The organism is Pontibacter silvestris (assembly GCF_020907275.1).
Classification (GTDB): domain Bacteria; phylum Bacteroidota; class Bacteroidia; order Cytophagales; family Hymenobacteraceae; genus Pontibacter; species Pontibacter silvestris.
This window is the reverse complement of record NZ_JAJJWI010000043.1, coordinates 1-18,639: the sequence shown is the minus strand read 5'-3', so window position 1 is coordinate 18,639 and position 18,639 is coordinate 1. Positions and strand designations below refer to the sequence as shown.

The following is an 18,639-nucleotide window of genomic DNA, read 5'->3' as shown; positions in this document are numbered from 1 at the left end:
CAACGCGGTAGCAGAGAGCTTCTTCTCTGGCGATGAAAGCAGAAATGGGGTACCACCATCAATTTGCCACCAGACAGCAAGCCCAGCTGGCCGTGTTTGAATACATCGAAGGTTTCTACAACAGAAAAAGGAGGCATTCTAAACTTGGCTACCTGCCTCCCTGCCAGTACGAAAACCTGCTGTACAACCAAGCTGTGGCTGCCTGAAAAAGGCTCCAGTAAAACATTGCAATTCCACTACGTAATGGAGAAGCATGATGTGGGCATGGAGAAGTATATCAGGCAGCACATGGGGGAGGAAGACTATGCCGCCTACCAGGCAATAGCCAAGGCTTGACATGTACTATAACCGCCGTCACTGTCCCTTTTCCAGCTGCCTTGCCTGCAGGAGCAGCTCAAACCGTGCTTCCCTGTCGTTCTCTGCCTTTAGCCGCTTATAAACCTCCACATACCTGCTGCTTCGGTCTGCAAAACCCTCAGACAGGGTAAGCTTTTCCAGCCATAGGCTAAAATCGGCAAGTTCTGCCTGGCCACTGGAATAGGGAAAGTGCTCGGTGAAGGAAGCTGCCGCCAGGTTAGAGCCTTCCCACTTGTCAACAGGGATTACTGGCCTGCCGAAAAACCTGTCGAAGAGATAGGTGTTGGTGCAGAACGTCTCGAAGGCTTTCTGCGCGGCCTCTTTCAGCCTGCCGGATTTGAAGAGAATGACGGTCCACTCGAACAGAAAGTCGGGAAAGCCGCCGTCATCGGGAAAGTTCTTGCCGAACCACCTCAGGTAGGTAAGTCCACCTCTGTAGTCACCCAGCTGCACGTAATACCTGGTCGGCAGGTAACGAAGCCCGCGGCTATCGTCATAGGCCCCAAACTTTCTTTTCTCCGCCGCAAGCGCTCGTCTGATGTCGGAAATCCTCTTTTGAAGTCTTTCTGCCTGTTTTGGCGTGATAGAGTTGTTCATTTTATGGTAACGATTAGTCCTAAGAAAGCTACACAAAAGCATGCTAAACAGTTACTGCTTGAGTAAATACGATAGAGCAGTCTGCCTGATGGCGGTGTTCTGCTTGTTTACGGCCAGGGCCAGCGCCTTTCTTGTTCCTACGAACACTATCAGTCTCTTTGCCCTGGTGATGCCGGTGTAGACCAGGTTGCGGAACAGCATCCCGAAGTGCTGCGTGACGATGGGAATGATGACCGCCTCAAACTCACTGCCCTGTGACTTGTGAATCGTGATGGCATAAGCCAGGTCCAGCTCCAGTATGTGCTCTTTTTGATATCTTACCTCCTTTACCTCTTTACCCGCCTTAAAGCTCACCGACAGCTCCATTTCCTCATTGTCCACTCCCGTGACCGTGCCGATGTCCCCGTTGAACACGTTCAGGTCATAGTTGTTGCGCTTCTGGATGACCCGGTCCTCTTCCCGGAACAGCCTCCCTCCTACTGCCAGCTGCGCTTTCCCTGCTCCTGCCGGATTTACTTTCTCCTGAATCACTTTGTTGAGGTTGGAGGTGCCCAGGCTGCCCCTGGTCATGGGCGATAGAATCTGTATCTCCGTTCCTTTGCCGTAGTACTTGGAGATGATGGCCTCATAAAGCTTTTCCACCATTCCCACGGCTGAAAGCCCGTAGTGCAGGGAGGACCAGGGATGAACCCGCTGCAGGACCTCTTTGAGCTCTTCACTATGGCTGTTGGCCTGTAGCAGTGCCTCAACGTCTACATGGTTGAATTTGGCAGGTATTGACAGGTTGCTGCCCTGGCTATAGTAATCCGCCGGTGGCTCTGCTGCCATGGTGTGTTTCTCCTCCGCCTTGCTGGCCTCCTCCCCTGCTATTCTTCTTACTTTGGAAATAAACCGCAGCTCTTCGGCGGTGGCTTCCTCTGAGTCAATAAACAGGCAGTCCTTTCTCTCTTGCCAGACAGGTGGCCTGTGAAAGGGTGACTCTATCCTGGGCATCTCTCCACGGTTGATCTGATGGGCATAGGAGATGATGAGCGACTCCTGGGCCTGCCGGAACACCTTGGTCAGCCTCAGGCAAGGAACCACGCCGGAGGCGATCATGTCTTTGAGCACATTGCCGGCCCCCACAGCAGGAAGCTGGTCAGCATCCCCTATCAGCACCACCTGGCAAGCGGCAGGCACGGCACGGAGTAAGGCGGCCGCAAGATGCACGTCCAGCATCGAGCACTCATCCACGATGAGGATATCCGTTTGCAGCGGCTCCAGCTCATTGCGTTTGAAGCCTCCTTTACCAGGGTCCCATTCCAGCAGGCGGTGAATCGTTCTGGCTTCCACGCCAATCACCTCACTCATGCGCTGGGCGGCCCTGCCGGTTGGAGCAGCCAGCAGGACTTTCTTTGCCATCAGCTGCAGCACGCCCACCAAGGCACGGGTAGTGGTGGTCTTACCGCAGCCTGGTCCACCTGTGAGGATGGAGAGGCGCTCGGTGGCTATCCGCAGCACACTCTCCCGCTGTTCCTCGCTTAGGAAGATGTGATGCAGCTGACAGTACACCTCCAGGTCCTGCTGCAGATGCTCGCTGTTGAGCCTGATTTGCTGACTGGCCAGCTCTCTGACCTTGGTAGCGATATACTGCTCATCATAATACAGGGAGTGGGCATAGAAACACTTTTGCGCCTCCCCTTTCTCATCGGGCAGAAGCCTTACTTTCAGCTCTTCCTTTTTCTCCATCTCCCGGAGACTAGCCTCCATGGCAGCAAAATCAGCCAAGGACAGCAGTTCCGCCACAGCCTGAAGAATCTGCTCCTGCGTAAGGTAGCAATGTCCCTCTTCCCTGGCATTTTGCAGCACATGCCCGATGGCTGCCTGGATACGCTGCGGGGAGTCCTGAGCCAGTCCCAGGCTCAGGGCCACTTTATCGGCAGAGAAAAAGCCGATGCCATAGATGTCTGCCGCCAGGCGATAGGGGTTGTCTTTAACTAGCTCAATGGCCTCATTGCCATAGGTCTTGTAGATCTTGACGGCAAACAAGGTGGAGATCTGGTGGGACTGCAGGAACAGCATCACGTTCCGTATCTCCTGGTGCTCCACCCAGGCTTTGCTGATCTTCTCCAGCTTGAGCCGGGCAATGCCTTCCACCTCGGTGAGCCTTTCGATACTGGTCTCAAACACATCCAGGGTTTTGTCCCCAAAATGGCGGACGATCCTTTTGGCTGTCACCGGGCCCACGCCTTTGATCAGACCTGAGCCCAGGTATTTCTCCAGGGCATTGGCCGTGGCAGGCTTTCGTTCGATCACCTTGGTAGCTTTGAACTGCAGTCCATAGCTGGGGTGATTGGCCCACTCTCCATAGAAATCCATGGTGGCCCCGGCAAAGACCTTGGACTGGTGAACAATGACGGCTGTCTCCTCATGGGGCTTCTGGAAGCTGTTTACCTTCAGCACGGTATAGCCGGTCTCGGCGCTGTGGAAGGTAACGCGCTTCACGATACCGGAGAGTTTTTCCATCCCGGCGGGGGTGTGTCTGTCAGGAGCCTGCATGTACAAGGATAGGGAAAGTAAAAGACACAATCACTAAAACAAGATTGAAAAGGGTAAAGTTTGCCCAGTTTGCTGCGCCTCCGAGGAACTGGTCCTGTGCGGCAGCTTCAATTGTTACCAATGCTGAAAAAGTGAGGAGAGCTGTTTTCATGGTCGTTGTGCAATTCCTCTTTCAGCCAACTCAGGGAGTAACCTGCCTCCCCTTTCGCTGCCCCCTAGGCAGCATAGACAGAAACAGCCAGCAGGGCCCGCGCAAGCGCATGAATGGCATGCTCAATCTTCATCGCATGCTCCGCTAAGGGATACTTTTCGCCCGAGGCATACTGCCTTAGTAATTCAGGGTGGATACCCGACAGCTCCGCCACCTTTTCCTGCCTCAGAATGCTGTACTCCTGGAAGAAATCCTGAAGGTCATAGGCAAACTCAAACGCGACTTGGCCTGGGTCTATCCTGCCCCATGCTTCATCTTCCTGCCCCTCGTGCTTCCGGTAATCCGCTATCAGCATAAGTAGATTATCCAGCACCTCTTTCTTAGAGCTTCCAACAGTGGTCGGCATAAAACGGCCAATGCCTTCTATGCGCCCCCACAGCTCCTGCCCGCTCACTTCAATGATTACTCTTAATGTCATTACCTGTTCTTTGTTTTGGTTTAAAGGCACAGCTACATGGATGCTCCCATACTTATTCCTCCATCATACATGGTGAGCCACAAACAATATTTGTTGTCAGCTGTATCCTTTTCTATTTCTTTACTCAATATTCACTTTCTTTTGTTTTGAGTGATTCTTACCTGAATATAAAAATTGTACCTATACGGGCACTACCTAAAATGTTCACACTGTCAGGGTTTCTCAGAGTTACTGCTGCTAAGCAGCATCTCCTAAAGAGCTATGCGGCAATATAATATTCTGTCATTTTAAACAAGCTTCCTGTTTCTTCCTACAATTAGATAAGGTGTTAACACATCAGCTGTACCTGTCGCTCCGGTAGGCGTAGCCGGTGCAAGCTTGTGTTAACAGAAATTAAGTTGGCATCCCCGGATCAGGACATGGCCAGAAAAAAACTAAAGGGAAAAGACTATATCGTCAGTGGAATAGGAAAGCAGCACCTCACTTGCTCTTGGAGAGAAGTCAAGCTTTAGCGGAAAGAGGGCTTCCTTGAACTCTGTTAAATTATCCAGACCAATCTGTTTCTCGAGCTTCTTCTTCTCCAGCTCACGCCACTTTTCTTTTGTTCGTTTATCGTACAGGGCAACCTGCTCATCTTCATCCAGCTCCAGTTCTGCCTCATTCAGATAATTTTTAAAATCATCCGTTCTACTGTGGCTGTACTGTTCCTCCGTTAGTTGGTAAATGGCTTCTTCCAGTTCCTCAATCTGCTTGTCAAGGGCGCTGTCATACTTAAATTCCCCGTACAGAGCATCTATTGCCGTGTCCAGATCATTTGGATTTTCTTTGATGGCCTTATGGTACTTATTCTCTCTTTCAATAACCAAATGAACCAGGCCATCCCATCCTTCTTCATTGAGAATGTCCACTACTGCCAAAGGATGGTTCTTGATGAGGGAATTAACGAACCTGACACCTTCTCCCGTTTTAATGTGCTGCTTGCCGACAACGTCTTCAAAGCTTTCAATTGTTACTAGTTTCATGACTTAAAATATGAATGGTTTAGGTAATTGATATTGTTTAAAGCGAATGATAATACCCTTCATCCTCTTCATCTTTTTTCTTTTTCTTCTTTTTCATTGATCCAGCATCACCGATTTGTCCTGCCAGTCCTTGAATTGTTTTGGCTATTGATGTTCCTTTAGGACTGTCTGTGGTGCGCTGCATCAACGGTGTTGGCGTAGCAGGTTTCATCGAATCCCCCAGGCTTATGATCTTCATGGCTCTTTTGCCAAAGGATTCTTTTACACCCGCAGGTAGCTTCAGCATCGTTCCTTTGCTTATCAGCAACAGCGCATTGGTTTCTGCCTCCAGAACTTCAAGACTGGTTGCAGCAGGATTATCTATTGTGAAAACAGCCAGTATCAGCTCCCTTTCCTTTTTGGTCAGTTTCTCATCAAAGAAGACTTTGGCTGCACCATCAACATTCTGGAAGTCCCTGATATGGGAATCCTCCATAACATGGGCTATAGGAACTCCCTTCTGGAATCCTTCAGGGTTAAAGTAACCTTTGCTGAAACTTATGCCCATAGCATGAAGCTGCACCAAAGTACCTAGTGCATCCGTGTGCTTGCTGATACTGCTGTAAGCAGTCTTCACCACATGCGCCGGATCATTCTTCTGTAAACTGGCCATGATGCCCTTAAAGGAGTACTGCTTATTGTAGCCTTCATTCAGGTCAGAGCCTTTGAACACCTTCCCCTCTTTCTCAAAGCTCAACCCGTACACTCCTCCGGAGTTTTTCGCCTCCAGGAGCGTGATGCCATCCAGAAGCAACGCATTTTTCAGCGTGGCCAGGTTGAATACCTTCTGCTCTTTGACTGCTTTATCAATGGAAGCCCTGATAAGCTTTTTCAGCTCCTCCAGCGACTTTTCGTAACCAGGCTGGTTAGCGGCAAGCCTCTGGCTGATCTCATGCACAGAGTAGCCTTTCCCCTTCAGCTCAGAACCTTTGTACACTCGGCCATCCTGCTCAAAGCTCAATCCGTAGACACCGCCTTTGTTCTCATGCAGCAGGAGCCTTACGCCATCCAGTGCCAGTTGGTCCCGTAGGCTTACAAAACTGGCAGCACCTCGCCTGATCGCCTGGTCTACAAGCGTACAGACACTGGCCTTCTTCAGCAGATCGTTCTTTTTGAACAGTTCCTCCAGCTTGCCTAAAGTGGCTCTTTTCTCAGTTTCAGAAGCTTTAACCGAAAACGGGCTCTTGCCTTTTGTATTCTCATTGACAGCGTACCGCAGCCCGATCACCTTCCCCTCTTTTTCTACCTCAAGCACCTTCACTCCCTCCTGCCTCAAACGCTTCTCAAAATCCTCAAAAGTGAAAATATCAGGATGAGAGAAAGCCGCATTCACTGCTCGGTTGATAAGTAGCTTTGCCCCGTATTCAAAGTTCAGGTTTAACTCATCTATTTTACCTTCCCTGATCTTGCCTACCTCTTCTTTATGCCGCTCGAATTCCTGTTCCATCACACGGCTTCTGTCAGTGGCGATCACAAAACCGTACTCTTTCTCTAAAGCTCGGCAGATCTGAAAAGACTTTTCTTTCTCCTTGTTGTTTGCTACCCTATTGCCGTTTTTGTCAATCACGGAACTGACAATGTGAATGTGTGGGTGTTCCCTGTCCTCATGCCGGTAGAGCACATACTCACAGTCTCCGTAGCCCATCGCCTTCATGTAGCGCATGGCTATTTCATGAAGCAGCTCATCGGATAGTTTATCGAAGTCCTCTTTGGCAAAGTCCAGGTGCGGATGAAAGGTGAACCTTTCTAATTTCCTCCCTTTGGTCTGAGCGCTGATATGTTGCTCTACATTTAAATTGAAGTCTTCTATCAGTCCGCCCTTGTCCAGACCCTCCAGGTTCTCTGAACGGCCTATCTCCCTGGCCACACCTTCCCTGACCTTCTTCTCGTGGTAGTCAAAGATGCCTCTAAAGTCATTGCCTCTAACCGGAGTAGCTATCATCGCTTGGCAAAGCTGTTTCTTAGTTCAGCGGAAACAAGCTTCCTTAGCTCTATCGTCTGCTTAAAGTACTGCTCCAGCATTTCCCTGTCAGCTGGTGTAAGAAATGCGTTGTCCACAGAATTAAGGCGCTTGGCTATCTGGTTGATGTTGACACCGGACTTTTTAACCTCCACTAAAATAGCCTCCAGTACGGCTGTATGTTTTTTAAGGTCAACCAGGCTTTCACCTTCCTTTCGGAAAGCCATCTTTAAGATAAAGCTACTCACAGATTCCCCTGCTTCAGCTGCTAACCTCTCGATATCCTCCTTCTGCTTTTGCGTGCATCTGGCTTTTATTAAACCATCCTTCTTTTCCTCTTTTTTCATATTCCCGACGGAACGGAGCCTTTCAATTTGTCTTGACCGAAGGGGGACAAATTCCCTGGCGACTTCAGAAGCCAGGGCAAGTAGGTTTTTGTGGACACAAAAACACTACTTGCTTAACTACCCTCTCAAGACAAAGATACTGATTTTTATAGGTAGACCAACACCATAGAAGGGAAATTTAAAAAGCATATTTCATTGAATGCCAATCTATTGTGTATATAACTAATAAATATTTAATTATATATATTATTTAATATACTAAATGCATTAATATTGCAGCGAAAAAGCAGCACTCTTACATCAAGCCTGCATCAAAAAAACACGGTGCATCAGAATGGCATCACTTTTACATCAAAAAAGCAGCTTACTTAAAGGCAGAGAAGCCTTATGGCACAAATAACGCTTCTCTGATGCATTCAGGATGTAAAGACCATGCAAAAGCGATGTGAAGGTGATGCAAACACCCAAATCATGTAATAGACACAATGGAGGAAATCCAAAAAGCAGCGATTAAAAAATTCGAGGATTGGGAGGGTAATAAACCCTATAAAATTCTATTTCTAGCTTTCCAGGATGAGTTAGCCCACCTGTTGGACAAAGGATATACTCCTGAACTCGTCAGGCTTCACTTGCAGAGTGCTACCGCACTGGATCTGCCTTATAAACAGTTCAGAGAAGCTTTTTACAGGTTTAGGAAAAAGCTAAAGCTCAGCCGGCCGAAGGGAAAAGGCAAACAAGGGGAGCCGGAGAAAAAGACGGAGCTAAAGCCCAAGGAAAAAGAAATACCGGAATTCAACTTTAACCTGGGGGCTGCTTCCACAGACGATTACATGAAAGACTTCTTTAACAATGTCAAGAGACCAGGCGATTGGGATGAGAGAATGAAAAACAAATAATATAATACCCATGAAGAAAATCACATTTATAGCCCAGTCAAAAGGCGGTGTAGGTAAATCAGCTCTTACTTACATGATCGCCAATAAAATCTATCGAAACAAGGACAGGTTCTTGAAAACTGTGTTTGTGGATATGGACAACGAGACAAATACCTCTGCTACTCAGGTGCAGTTTGGCCAGGTAAATGAGCTGGAGCTGATTAACCCGAAGACAAGGCTGATGGACAGGTCAAGGCTCGATAAGTTTTTCAAGGAGTTTGCCCTGCAGGAAGAATTTGAGCACGCAGTCTGTGACATGGGGGCCACCACTTCGGAGCAGTTCCTCAATTTCCTCTCTGACGAGGGAACGCTGCAAGTCATGCAGCTTATAACAGGTCAGCTGGATATCAAGCTGGAGATACTATGCATTGTGGCAGGGGACAATTCTTTTAACAGCTCTGCTTCTTTCTGTGGAAAGCTATTCAAGGGGATACAGGGCCATGCAGAACTAAGAATCATCAAGAATAACCTGTTTGACTATTCTGATGCCCAGCAAAAAGAGCTGGAGAAGATGGCCAGGGCCTATAATGCTTCAGTTATAGAGTTTGGGTTATTGGGTAACATGGTGATAGGTGAAAGCATAGACGAGATAAAGCGGCTTATGCAGGATGGTAAAGCGGCCATAGAGGATGGCTCTCTGTTCACCAAAGTCAGATACAAAAAAGCCGTGGAGGATTTTCAGTATGAATGTTAAAGAAAGCGAAAAGGAAGCATTCAGAAACTACTATTACCAGCAATACGGTAAGGAGTACGACCTGAAAGACCCCGTATTCCCCCTATTCTACGAAGTGTATAAACTTCAAAAGAGAAACCAATATCAAATATCTACGACTGAAGCAGCAAAGGCTTTTGCCAGGGAACTACAAACTGAGAAATTTAGGTTCTATGCTGCAGCTCTGCTTGTGATAACCCTAACAGTATCGACAGTCTGTGCAACATACCACTTTTTAAGCCCTGCGAAAGCCTACAGCGAGTTCTTAGAAAATGCGACAGTAGAAACTACTCCAGATGGAAGAACAAAGTACATCAGGCTGGAAACAACTGAGAAAGGCAAAGCTGTTTTAGGAAAACACTATCTTCTAAAAGACAACACTGCATACATTCCTATCAGCAGGGATTAAAACTAAAGGGAAGGTAACACTTCCCTTTTTTATTTTGTCAATCTCATAATATGATATTAACATATTATATTATCATACTAATACATTGATAAACAAATATCATATTATGAGATTGCATCAACAATGTAATGGTAACAGGTATGGAAAACAGCAAGTTGTGCAGGACAAAGTTTACTGCCAGAAGTGTGCAAGAAGCTAAAGAATATCAAAAGCTCGTATTTGCTTTTAATGTGAAGTGGCAGACTAATCCTAATTCATTCAGAAGAGATATAGGAACATATTTCATCAATGATAACGGGATTTTAAAATTAGCACCTTTTCAAGATTACCCACATAGGATACTTTGTCTAAGTTTGCTATAATCAAATTAGCTAAACGTTTTTCCAGATTCACCTGCTGTACTGTTTTTTTGTAATCGCCATTGCTTCGGGGGTTAATGTTCAACACTTCAAAGTGTACAACAAAAGTTTGTAAACACAAACTTTTTAAACAAAGATTTACCCGGAATTTTTTCCGGGTAAACTATTATTCAGCCATTGCTAAGCTTTCATGTTCGTCAGACTCAACTTCCTTAACATACTTCTCTAAAGCTGTAGTAACTACATTGTTCAAAGAGGTTCGATACATAACAGCAATCATTGCGGCCTTTTTATGCAAGCCTTGATCTACACGAACGTTAAACATTCCCTTGTATGGCTTTTCAGGCTCTTTGCCTTTACTTTGGCAAAAATCAATATAGCCGTCAACAGCGTCTTGAAAGTTCTTTTTAAGCTCTTTTGCACTTTCGCCTTCATAGGTTACCAGGTCGTTAACAAGCTCTAATTTGCCGTGAAATACTTCATCTTCGTTGCTATACTCAACACTACCAATATAACCTTTATACTTCAATACATTTTCCATAACAATAAATAAAGTTTTATGTTTTTTTATAAAGTTTTGTATTGGGTATCCTTAACAGATACCCAATACTTTGATAACATCTTTTAAAATATACCCCTTTAAAATGTTGCCGGGGTGTGGCTGGTGCAGATAGATCGTCTGCTGTGTTTCGGGGTTGTAAAACTTTCTGCTGCTCCCCGGCCCCATCTCCAACTCAAATCCGAGTGAAGTTAAGAGCGTTACAAGTTCCTGATAAGTAAAATCTTTTGGTTTACTACAGAGCCTTGCTTTTAACTTGTCCTTTCTGCTCATAATTTGTAACTGATTTATGGTTACAAATATACAAGCTTGGTTTCTAATTGGCAACTTTTTAGTAACTATTTTTTGGTTACATTATATAATAAACATTAATTAAGGCTTAAAGTTCTGATATTCAGTAATATAATTTCTTTCTATGGTGGGTTTTACGAGGCTGCAAGTATAAATTGTTTTAAATCACCCCTAAAAAGCTCCTGAGCGCAGTTTTTTGCCTTAACCTCGTAAAAGACTCATATTAACTTTTGCCTGAGTCCTTTTTATTGCTTTTTTACACCCTAAAGGGCATTTTTTAAATAAAAGAAAAACACAGCAAAAAAATAAAACCTTATTTCTCTAATTTAATAATTTAAATAATTTAGGGCTCATTAACTGTTTGATATTCAATTGCGAGTTCTTAGAAAATGCGACAGTAGAAACTACTCCAGATGGAATAACAAAATACATCAGGCTGGAAAAGGGAGTAAAAGGCAAATCTGTTGTGGGGAAACACTTCTTCCTAGATGGAAACAAAGCTTACATACCCATCAGCCACGACCACGACTAAAACTAAAGGGGGGGGTAACACTTCCCTTTTTTATTTTCTCACTATAACTGTAGCAGTCCTACAGATCCGCTACAGTTATAAGCCTGCCAGAAGTTAGATATTCCTAATTTTTGACAGGCTTATCTTTTATCTTGTATTTACTCAACTTTGCCTTTCAGCCGTAGTTCTGCCCACAGATCAGTTATATGGCCGTGCCTCTATGTCTTCCTACAGCGGTCGGTGACAACATCCATGAGCATTTTGCCCTTCAGTTAGCTATGGGAGCAGTACCAGTTGTAGTGAAACTGCCACGCCTCTAGCCGGTCATTGAGCTAGGAGCTTTTTAGATAGGCTCTAAAATAAAACTCTTGCAAGTCCGCATGATGGCTCCTTTCTGCTTTGCTGTTTAAGTGACGGGCCGGAATTTGACAACGTATTCCCACACTTCTCCTGGAAGGTAAGGCCAAAACCCCACAATCTTCTACTTCTGTTTCTGCCTTTTGATGGCGATACGGGCAAAAGATAGCTTTGGATTTATTAGTATTAATGATGAAAGATCACATCAATAATCGTAACTTGTAGCGAATACTATTATACTTTACAATATTCAATTTCTTTATAGATGCCTTTTTGATTCTATATACTCTTCATCCCTCATGAGCTGGCGCACGTATTCTTCCATTCCAACATTGTATTTCTCATTTACGTACCTGGAATAGACTGACACTGCTCATAACCTTTAGAAGGCATATCCTGGCATTGTAATCAGTAAATGTAAGTACCCTTTTTTCAGACAGTGTAAATGAGACTTTTCTCAATCTTTACTACCACCACTATGAAGTGGTAATGTGGTAAACTCGCTGGGCAGGCTTTGTTCCATGGGAGGAGTTTTACATGCAAAAGCAACTCAGAGTTCTTCTAACTAGAATTAGAAATATAAATTGGATCCTTAATTAACAACAGTTAAAAATATTCTTTGCATAACTATTGTTAATAGCTTATAATCATTAATATTAGGAATATGAGAATAATAGAAATAGTTGAAGATACAGACTACTATAAAGTAAAAAGTGTTCTACAACAATTAAAATCTGTAAAAAGCGAAGAGGTTAAAACTACTGTTGATGAAGTGACTCTACTCTCACAATATTCTTTAGCTCAGGAGTGGGATAATGAAGGAGATAATGAGAGCTACGAAGTGTTGTATAAGAACAGTAAGTTTTATAAAGCTAAGAAATAGTAATTAGTGAACCTGTACCTTATACTAGAGGTGATATAGGTGCCTGTTGCACACAACGCTTGCGTACTTTCCGACCTTAATTCCTTTTTCAAAGGCCGCGTCTTGGTCTGGCCAAAAATAGAAGTAAAAAAGCCCCCTGTTCTGGTTTGGGCAGGGCCATGACTTCTGTCTGGCTCCTTCTGAGGCTGAAGTGCAGCAATTTCTGTAGGTTGTAAGCAGTGGCGCCCATCAGCATCCATTTGTGGGCCAATTGTAGCCCCCGGGTGTTGATCCTTCGCATTCGTTGCGGTAGGAGGTGATGGCAATCTCTTCTCCGGCAGTCCCTGCAGTCCTGGTGGAAGGCGGCCAGCTTCAATGAGTTGTGCAACAGGCACACAGTTTAGTTTACAGCCTCTACTATCAAAGTTTAATTGATATTTTCACCTTTCCCCCCAAACCTTTTTCAACAATGTCAAACAGGGTTTTAAGCGTTAGATTACTTCCATCATTCTCTACTCTGGAAATATAAGTTCTTTTCTTATCTATGATTTCGCCAAGCTCCTGTTGTGTGAGGTTACGGGATTCACGGGCTTTTCTTAACTCAAATCCAATCTTGGAAACTTCAAACTGTCTTTCAAGATCATCACGTCTTGCTGTTCCTTTTGCTCCGTAAACCCTATCCTGAATCTCTGACCAGGTGCTAATTTTTGGGGTATTTTTTTCTTTCATAATATTCAGCCATTAGTTGTAGGGCTTTTTTAATTTCTTTAGAAAGCCGTTAAGTAATATTACAAGCCTTCCTTTATCAAAGAAGCATCAAACTGATGCTAATTGCACCCTTGTTTCATATAATCCATCTGTACCAATCAGGTGCTTTAGGTAATTTGTTACACCAACATATGAGAATGTGCCACGAGTAAAATAAAAGGTAGAGAAAGGAGCGGGAATTATTTCCAACTAATATACCTAAGCTACTTATACTTCTTAAGTACCTCTCCCTTCCTGTTATTGTTAGAACTTATTTAGTTGTATCATTTAAATAGCCTTTATCTTGTCAAGAATGAAACCAGTTTTAGCTTTTATTGAATAGGGTTGATTTGTTATTTATAAGCTAAAAAGGTTATAAAAGTGAGAAAGAATGAGTGAAAGTTATTTTATAAGAGGAGAACTACCTTTTAAGCTCATAATCAATTTATAAAAAGAACTTTTTACACATTTTTAGTAAAGTTGCTATTCTAGACCAAACTTCTTTTTAAAAATGCCATAGGCATAAGCGGTTTTATTTTCTATTGGTTGTCCGAGTTTATTAAAGTTTGTATTTTCTACTTCATAACATGCTTTGTTGATGTCAATAAGGTTGCCATTCTGGAGTATTCTGTGGATCTGATAATCAGTAAATTTAAATTTAGAAAGGCGTGCATATGCCATCGCCTGCCGTTCGGTGAGTTGTTTTGGTGGTGTAGGATTTTCAGGAGTAGGCCTTAATCTTTTGCCCTTCAATAAAGTGAATTTAATAGCTGTCACTTTGCGACCTGTTTTGATAGGTGTAAACTCAAAAGGAATGTCTGTCTTTGCAATTTCCTCTTGTGCAGGTATTAGAATCCAGCGTCTGATGTCAGAGTACTTTGGATATAAGTTGTATTGTACCTCCTTTCCCTTGCTGAGTTTTTCTGTATAATCAAGGCCTAGTTTAAATCTAAACTCAGTAATACTCATAATTCGATGTCCTGCTTTAGGTGAATCGAACTGTTTGAGAAGCATATAAATTCTAGAAGTATAGGTGCTTGAGAACCTAATGCATTGTTTAAGTTGTGCTTGTGTGAATTCTTTTCGTAGTTGTAACAGATGAGGTTTCATATCAGGGTGTGGTGTTATTTTGACAATGCCCTGTTTCTTATAATATGTTGCATCTGTCACAAGGTGAGCATAACGTGTTGTATTGGGACCTTCCTCCCACTCTACTACGTGACTCATGAGTCCTTTAATGTTTTTACTTACCTCTTCATATAGATGACTTCCAGATTTTAGTTCAGCAAGTTCAATTATGTCTTGAACCCTGATAAAGTAATCTTTAAATTCAGTATCGGTTTCCTCTATGCAAGAAAGCATAGCAAAGAATAAGCGCCATTCAATGTAATTTAATCGGAATTGTCCATTAAGGAGGAAATTGGATAAAGCGACTTGAGCATCACCGCGTAGAGGTACAGGCGTAGCATCAGTAGGCACCATTATACCTTCTGGACCTAAATAAAACATTGAAAGTTGATCATCCATGAAGTCTAAGGTAAAACTATGCTACCGTATTAGCAAGCTTCACTCAGTATCTCTCATACTTGGGGCGTAGTGTGCGGAGCCGGTTCTTGCGAACCTCGTTTTTTCGTTTTGTCGGGTGTTGCAAAGTTATCCACACCTTTTATGCTTTTTCTAAACCACATTAAATATACGTATATTTAATAAAAGTATTTTAAATACATTATATAGAGTGAGTTAGGCAAGTATGAGAAGTACTGAGCCAATTTGGCTTTAAATGTGAGAAACACTCAGTGATTAAGTGTGAGAGATACTAAGTTAAAGTGAGATTTACTGAGTCTAGGAAATTTATGAGAAGTACTGAGTGCTTTATTGTACAGAGTAGCCATTGTTTACTTAGTACCTCTCATAATTGACTTAAAGTATTCTTTGCTCAGTATTTCTCATAATAAGAAAGAGTTGAGCAACGCTCAAAGGATTTTTGAGTTCGAGTATTTAGCATATACTTTAACTGGTGGGCTAGTCTAGTGTCTTATATTTCCTATCGAATACATAATTGTTTCTGTGCGGTTGTTGTTAGTAAACTTGGTTGGATGCATGATCAGATTTATCAGGTGCATTTATTTAACCGTTGTGATATAGCAGGTATGATGTAGGAATAAGTGTTGCAGCAAGGGTTTTAGCTGGAAGTTATGTACGTGATAATTATCTTGGTATACTGGCCCTACTGCCAGATTGTGAAAGTAGGGAAAAAGGGCGTAAAGCATACGGGCAAGCAGTTCTAGTATGAGTACGCGAAAGCTGGCTATAGACCAGAAGCAAAGCGGTTGATCATGAAGTTGCTGGTGAACGGGACATGGAAGAGGTAACAGGTGTGTACCGGTGGCTAAAGCAGAGGGCCGGCAGCCTGCAGGTAAGTGCGCGCCTTGGCAGCTGATAGACGAGGTGTAAGAGCGGAAAAGGTGGCTTTTTAATGCCTACGTACCGGAAACAAGAGAATCGTAAAAAAACAGCTTTATTCTCTGAAAAAGAACAAAACCATTACAACGCCATGAAGCTAATTTTCCATTATGCAGACCATCATACACTGTAAACCACAACCTGTTTTTTGTGGTACATGATGGAACTTCTTAAACTTTGTAAGTTGAGAAGTTGCTATAAGGAGGACGATAAATGTGGTTGATCTGGCGAGGCAGACAGATCAAGTACTCATAGGGGAAGAATTTTTCGTGGACAAGAATATCCCTTTAATGAGAGCAGAGTAATAACTTCTCCCCTACCCCTTTGATAGAAGATAAGAAAGCATGTTTGTTACCCTCCTAGTTTGAATGTATTGATGGCTTATGATGAAGCTTTCAAGATATATGATTTAGGTAAATCTCTGTCTTAACTGGATATTATTGATCTCACTCATTTCACAACTTAGGGTAAGTACAATAGCTGCACTAGTTTAATATTGTATAATGATATTATTGAAATAGTGTATTACAGAATTTCAATAATATCATTATACGTGCCTAACAAATTTTGTATTCGGGAAAGCATAGATTATTACATTATCTAATGATACCAATATATTAACCAATGTAGAGATATATTTAGTACGCTTCGTGATAGTTCTTATCAACAACTTTTAGTGAGAACATAAGCCATTTTAACCTTAGCCCCTCCTGTCTATATAAATGAAACATAAGATTTGGTTAATTCTACTCTTTCTCGTTATGTGTTAGATACAGAGAAAATGTTAGTTTTTTAAAATAAAAAATAGTGGTCTAATGTACTTTTATCTGAATTCCAGGACTACGACTATAGCCAATGTATATGTATTCTAAAAAGCCATCAATATAGACATTAGTGAAAAATTTAATTCTTATGCGCATGTTATGAGTGTAACGTAATACAATATTACAGTAAAACCATTGTGCAGTAATTATGTTTTATTATATTTCAGAAATAAATCAGTACTGTATAAAAGTATGACAAAGGTTATAACAATTGCTCAAAATAAAGGTGGGGTTGGTAAGTCTACAACTGCCGCAAATCTAGGGGCTGGCTTAGCCCGACAAGGAAAGAAAGTACTATTGATAGACATGGATGCCCAAGCAAATCTTAGTACTTGTTTCACTTATGAAGCTAAGTTTCATATCGGGCAAGTACTAACAGGAGCAGTAAGCGTGGACGAAGCTACTCTTTCTGTTGGAAAGAACTTAGATCTTATTCCTTCGGTAAAAACTCTTCTTGAATTTGAAGAAGCAATTTCAGGAAAGCCTCGGCGAGAAGATATACTCCGTAAGGCTATCAAAAAGTATGTCACAGGACGTTATGATTATGTTCTAATTGACACACCTCCCCACTTGGGCCTGATGACTTACAATGCACTTTATGCTTCTGATTATTATATCATGCCTATGCAATCCGAATTTTTTAGCTATGATGGGATTGATACTTTAATTGGCCACTGTAATAACATATCAGAAGATACTGGCTTAGAACTAGGTGGCATAGTATTGACTCGTTATAATGAAAAGAAGAGAGGATTAGCACTGCAGGCTATTGCAAATGCTATAAAGAGCGATCCTGACTATAAAACTTTTCGGACTTACATCCGAGAAAACAACAAGTTATTTGAGGCACAACTTAAACATAAAGATATTTTTGCTTATGACCCTGAAAGTAATGGTGCAGAAGATTATCATAAACTAACACTTGAATTAATTGAGCGCTATGGCTAAGAACGACTTTTCAAATGACTTAAAGGCTAAAAATAAGCCAAAGTCAGTCGAATATCATTATAGAAAAAAAGGAAAGAATGGAAGAAAGAAAGATATTGTAACATACTCAATCCTTCCTATCCTAGTAGATAAAATTGAGCGTTGGGCTTTTCATGCTCGCAAAGACAAATCCGAGATAGTGGAAGCTATTTTGCAAGAGGCTCTTAAGAATAAGGACTTTGATCCAATCCCAGAAGATCGTCCTATTGAGCTATAGATTGATATTACCACACTATTGTATTACAGTAATTCAGTTTTAACNAGTGGAAGCTATTTTGCAAGAGGCTCTTAAGAATAAGGACTTTGATCCAATCCCAGAAGATCGTCCTATTGAGCTATAGATTGATATTACCACACTATTGTATTACAGTAATTCAGTTTTAACGTAATACAATAGTGTGGTAATATCAATTAAACGAAACTTAATTCTTGAGATGAAACACGATGATTAGCTAACCATAGAAAGCAAGAGTTACTTGTGCATCATTTTCTATTAGGGATATCATTTATACTTAAAAGTTACTCCTAAACAGCTTTCCAAGACTTAGAAGTACCTTATTCATACTTATGTTGTAAAAATACTTATAGCATTTATTGAGCTTATATGTACATTCTTGCAACTATAACTATAGCAAAAATATAAGTGCTATACCCGTAGGCTAACCAGCTTTACAAGAGTTATCATATAAACCCCTGTAGATTCATTGCCTAATTTACAGCAGCTCCTTACTTTATCCATCGTAACTTCTTAGTATTATTGTTGCTTTGATTCTCAATTACATGAATCTGTTATACAAAAAGTATCCCATTAATAATGTATAATAGAATTAATATAATTCAGAATTAACATATTACTGTATTACAACATCAAACCTTTAAATAATAAGACGCAGTAGCGCACTTATAGATCATAATACCTTTGAGGTTAAAGATCACTAATGATACGTTATGTAAATTAGAATCTGAAACGACGGACAAGAAGGCTTTAATGGTGAATAAATCATACCACAATACTAAGTTACAGTACTACTCTAATTCAATAATTCAATAATTCAGTAATACATTAATATTGTATATAACATAAGTTTGTTAAAAATACTTATAAAAAAGAGGTACTTCTATAAGAGTAATGAT

Annotated in this window: 19 protein-coding genes and 1 pseudogene; 8 read left to right on the top strand and 12 right to left on the bottom strand. The window is 42.1% G+C overall.

Annotated elements, in window-relative coordinates:
* Nucleotides 1–206, top strand: a pseudogene (locus tag LN995_RS20825) (IS3 family transposase); the annotation flags it as partial.
* 148 nt (nt 207–354) lie between these two features.
* Here the strand turns inward: LN995_RS20825 and LN995_RS20820 are convergent.
* The 7 genes from LN995_RS20820 to LN995_RS20790 form a co-directional block, all read right to left on the bottom strand.
* A complete protein-coding gene (locus LN995_RS20820; protein ID WP_229963026.1) occupies nt 355–996 on the bottom strand; it encodes a hypothetical protein in 642 nt (213 codons plus the stop codon).
* Nucleotides 997–1,005: 9 nt separating this feature from the next.
* Nucleotides 1,006–3,459: an SF1B family DNA helicase RecD2 gene (gene recD2 / locus LN995_RS20815; RefSeq protein WP_229963025.1), complete on the bottom strand. Its 2,454-nt coding sequence runs from the start codon at nt 3,457–3,459 to the stop codon at nt 1,006–1,008.
* A 19-nt stretch (nt 3,460–3,478) separates the two neighbouring features.
* Entirely contained in the window at nt 3,479–3,643 is a 165-nt protein-coding gene (locus LN995_RS20810) for a hypothetical protein (protein WP_229963024.1), read from the bottom strand.
* Nucleotides 3,644–3,707: 64 nt separating this feature from the next.
* Nucleotides 3,708–4,151: a helix-turn-helix domain-containing protein gene (locus LN995_RS20805; protein WP_229963023.1), complete on the bottom strand. Its 444-nt coding sequence runs from the start codon at nt 4,149–4,151 to the stop codon at nt 3,708–3,710.
* 404 nt (nt 4,152–4,555) lie between these two features.
* A complete protein-coding gene (locus LN995_RS20800; RefSeq protein ID WP_229963022.1) occupies nt 4,556–5,143 on the bottom strand; it encodes a hypothetical protein in 588 nt (195 codons plus the stop codon).
* A gap of 37 nt (nt 5,144–5,180) precedes the next feature.
* On the bottom strand, nt 5,181–7,124 hold the full coding sequence (locus LN995_RS20795; protein WP_229963021.1) for a relaxase/mobilization nuclease domain-containing protein: 1,944 nt from the start codon (nt 7,122–7,124) through the stop codon (nt 5,181–5,183).
* Nucleotides 7,121–7,489, bottom strand: a complete 369-nt coding sequence (locus tag LN995_RS20790) for a plasmid mobilization protein (protein ID WP_229963020.1) — start codon at nt 7,487–7,489, stop codon at nt 7,121–7,123. The genes LN995_RS20795 and LN995_RS20790 overlap by 4 nt, the downstream gene beginning before the upstream one ends.
* A gap of 485 nt (nt 7,490–7,974) precedes the next feature.
* Between LN995_RS20790 and LN995_RS20785 the strand changes: the two genes are divergently transcribed.
* Genes LN995_RS20785 through LN995_RS20775 form a run of 3 tightly spaced genes read left to right on the top strand, consistent with a single transcriptional unit; the run spans nt 7,975 to nt 9,545 of the window.
* Complete coding sequence (locus LN995_RS20785) at nt 7,975–8,385, top strand: hypothetical protein (RefSeq protein WP_229963019.1); 411 nt, start codon at nt 7,975–7,977, stop codon at nt 8,383–8,385.
* A gap of 10 nt (nt 8,386–8,395) precedes the next feature.
* Nucleotides 8,396–9,118, top strand: a complete 723-nt coding sequence (locus tag LN995_RS20780) for a nucleotide-binding protein (protein WP_229963018.1) — start codon at nt 8,396–8,398, stop codon at nt 9,116–9,118.
* Nucleotides 9,108–9,545: a hypothetical protein gene (locus LN995_RS20775; protein ID WP_229963017.1), complete on the top strand. Its 438-nt coding sequence runs from the start codon at nt 9,108–9,110 to the stop codon at nt 9,543–9,545. The genes LN995_RS20780 and LN995_RS20775 overlap by 11 nt, the downstream gene beginning before the upstream one ends.
* A 525-nt stretch (nt 9,546–10,070) precedes the next feature.
* On the opposite strand, the gene LN995_RS20770 is transcribed toward LN995_RS20775, so the two are convergent.
* A complete protein-coding gene (locus LN995_RS20770; protein WP_229963016.1) occupies nt 10,071–10,445 on the bottom strand; it encodes a type II toxin-antitoxin system HicB family antitoxin in 375 nt (124 codons plus the stop codon).
* Nucleotides 10,446–10,496: 51 nt separating this feature from the next.
* Nucleotides 10,497–10,736, bottom strand: a complete 240-nt coding sequence (locus tag LN995_RS20765) for a type II toxin-antitoxin system HicA family toxin (RefSeq protein ID WP_229963015.1) — start codon at nt 10,734–10,736, stop codon at nt 10,497–10,499.
* A 379-nt stretch (nt 10,737–11,115) separates the two neighbouring features.
* On the opposite strand from LN995_RS20765, the gene LN995_RS20760 reads away from it, so the two are divergent.
* Nucleotides 11,116–11,286: a hypothetical protein gene (locus LN995_RS20760; protein WP_229963014.1), complete on the top strand. Its 171-nt coding sequence runs from the start codon at nt 11,116–11,118 to the stop codon at nt 11,284–11,286.
* A gap of 1,000 nt (nt 11,287–12,286) precedes the next feature.
* The gene (locus LN995_RS20755; RefSeq protein WP_229963013.1) at nt 12,287–12,505 is read left to right on the top strand and encodes a hypothetical protein; all 219 of its coding nucleotides are present in this window, start codon (nt 12,287–12,289) and stop codon (nt 12,503–12,505) included.
* On the opposite strand, the gene LN995_RS20750 is transcribed toward LN995_RS20755, so the two are convergent.
* From LN995_RS20750 to LN995_RS20740, 3 genes are all read right to left on the bottom strand, one after another.
* Entirely contained in the window at nt 12,487–12,879 is a 393-nt protein-coding gene (locus LN995_RS20750; RefSeq protein WP_229963012.1) for a hypothetical protein, read from the bottom strand. The two genes, LN995_RS20755 and LN995_RS20750, sit on opposite strands and share 19 nt — an antisense overlap.
* 25 nt (nt 12,880–12,904) lie before the next feature.
* A complete protein-coding gene (locus LN995_RS20745; protein ID WP_229963011.1) occupies nt 12,905–13,213 on the bottom strand; it encodes a helix-turn-helix domain-containing protein in 309 nt (102 codons plus the stop codon).
* A gap of 501 nt (nt 13,214–13,714) precedes the next feature.
* Nucleotides 13,715–14,758: a replication initiation protein gene (locus LN995_RS20740; protein ID WP_229963010.1), complete on the bottom strand. Its 1,044-nt coding sequence runs from the start codon at nt 14,756–14,758 to the stop codon at nt 13,715–13,717.
* Between the two features lie 1,952 nt (nt 14,759–16,710).
* On the opposite strand from LN995_RS20740, the gene LN995_RS20735 reads away from it, so the two are divergent.
* Both LN995_RS20735 and LN995_RS20730 read left to right on the top strand, forming a co-directional pair.
* On the top strand, nt 16,711–17,466 hold the full coding sequence (locus LN995_RS20735; RefSeq protein WP_229963009.1) for a ParA family protein: 756 nt from the start codon (nt 16,711–16,713) through the stop codon (nt 17,464–17,466).
* Nucleotides 17,459–17,722 carry a hypothetical protein gene (locus LN995_RS20730; RefSeq protein ID WP_229963008.1) on the top strand — a complete coding sequence of 88 codons (264 nt, stop codon included), beginning with the start codon at nt 17,459–17,461 and terminating at the stop codon, nt 17,720–17,722. The genes LN995_RS20735 and LN995_RS20730 overlap by 8 nt, the downstream gene beginning before the upstream one ends.
* Nucleotides 17,723–18,639: the final 917 nt, after the last annotated feature.

What these genes read in the sequence shown, in the direction of transcription:
- LN995_RS20820 (WP_229963026.1), bottom strand. Translation starts at nt 996, where the DNA reads ATGCTTTTGTGTAGCTTTCTTAGGACTAATCGTTACCATAAAATGAAC.
- LN995_RS20765 (WP_229963015.1), bottom strand. Translation starts at nt 10,736, where the DNA reads ATGAGCAGAAAGGACAAGTTAAAAGCAAGGCTCTGTAGTAAACCAAAA.
- LN995_RS20785 (WP_229963019.1), top strand. Translation starts at nt 7,975, where the DNA reads ATGGAGGAAATCCAAAAAGCAGCGATTAAAAAATTCGAGGATTGGGAG.
- LN995_RS20780 (WP_229963018.1), top strand. Translation starts at nt 8,396, where the DNA reads ATGAAGAAAATCACATTTATAGCCCAGTCAAAAGGCGGTGTAGGTAAA.
- LN995_RS20770 (WP_229963016.1), bottom strand. Translation starts at nt 10,445, where the DNA reads ATGGAAAATGTATTGAAGTATAAAGGTTATATTGGTAGTGTTGAGTAT.
- LN995_RS20745 (WP_229963011.1), bottom strand. Translation starts at nt 13,213, where the DNA reads ATGAAAGAAAAAAATACCCCAAAAATTAGCACCTGGTCAGAGATTCAG.
- LN995_RS20790 (WP_229963020.1), bottom strand. Translation starts at nt 7,489, where the DNA reads ATGAAAAAAGAGGAAAAGAAGGATGGTTTAATAAAAGCCAGATGCACG.
- LN995_RS20740 (WP_229963010.1), bottom strand. Translation starts at nt 14,758, where the DNA reads ATGGATGATCAACTTTCAATGTTTTATTTAGGTCCAGAAGGTATAATG.
- recD2 (WP_229963025.1), bottom strand. Translation starts at nt 3,459, where the DNA reads ATGGAAAAACTCTCCGGTATCGTGAAGCGCGTTACCTTCCACAGCGCC.
- LN995_RS20735 (WP_229963009.1), top strand. Translation starts at nt 16,711, where the DNA reads ATGACAAAGGTTATAACAATTGCTCAAAATAAAGGTGGGGTTGGTAAG.
- LN995_RS20775 (WP_229963017.1), top strand. Translation starts at nt 9,108, where the DNA reads ATGAATGTTAAAGAAAGCGAAAAGGAAGCATTCAGAAACTACTATTAC.
- LN995_RS20755 (WP_229963013.1), top strand. Translation starts at nt 12,287, where the DNA reads ATGAGAATAATAGAAATAGTTGAAGATACAGACTACTATAAAGTAAAA.
- LN995_RS20800 (WP_229963022.1), bottom strand. Translation starts at nt 5,143, where the DNA reads ATGAAACTAGTAACAATTGAAAGCTTTGAAGACGTTGTCGGCAAGCAG.
- LN995_RS20730 (WP_229963008.1), top strand. Translation starts at nt 17,459, where the DNA reads ATGGCTAAGAACGACTTTTCAAATGACTTAAAGGCTAAAAATAAGCCA.
- LN995_RS20810 (WP_229963024.1), bottom strand. Translation starts at nt 3,643, where the DNA reads ATGAAAACAGCTCTCCTCACTTTTTCAGCATTGGTAACAATTGAAGCT.
- LN995_RS20795 (WP_229963021.1), bottom strand. Translation starts at nt 7,124, where the DNA reads ATGATAGCTACTCCGGTTAGAGGCAATGACTTTAGAGGCATCTTTGAC.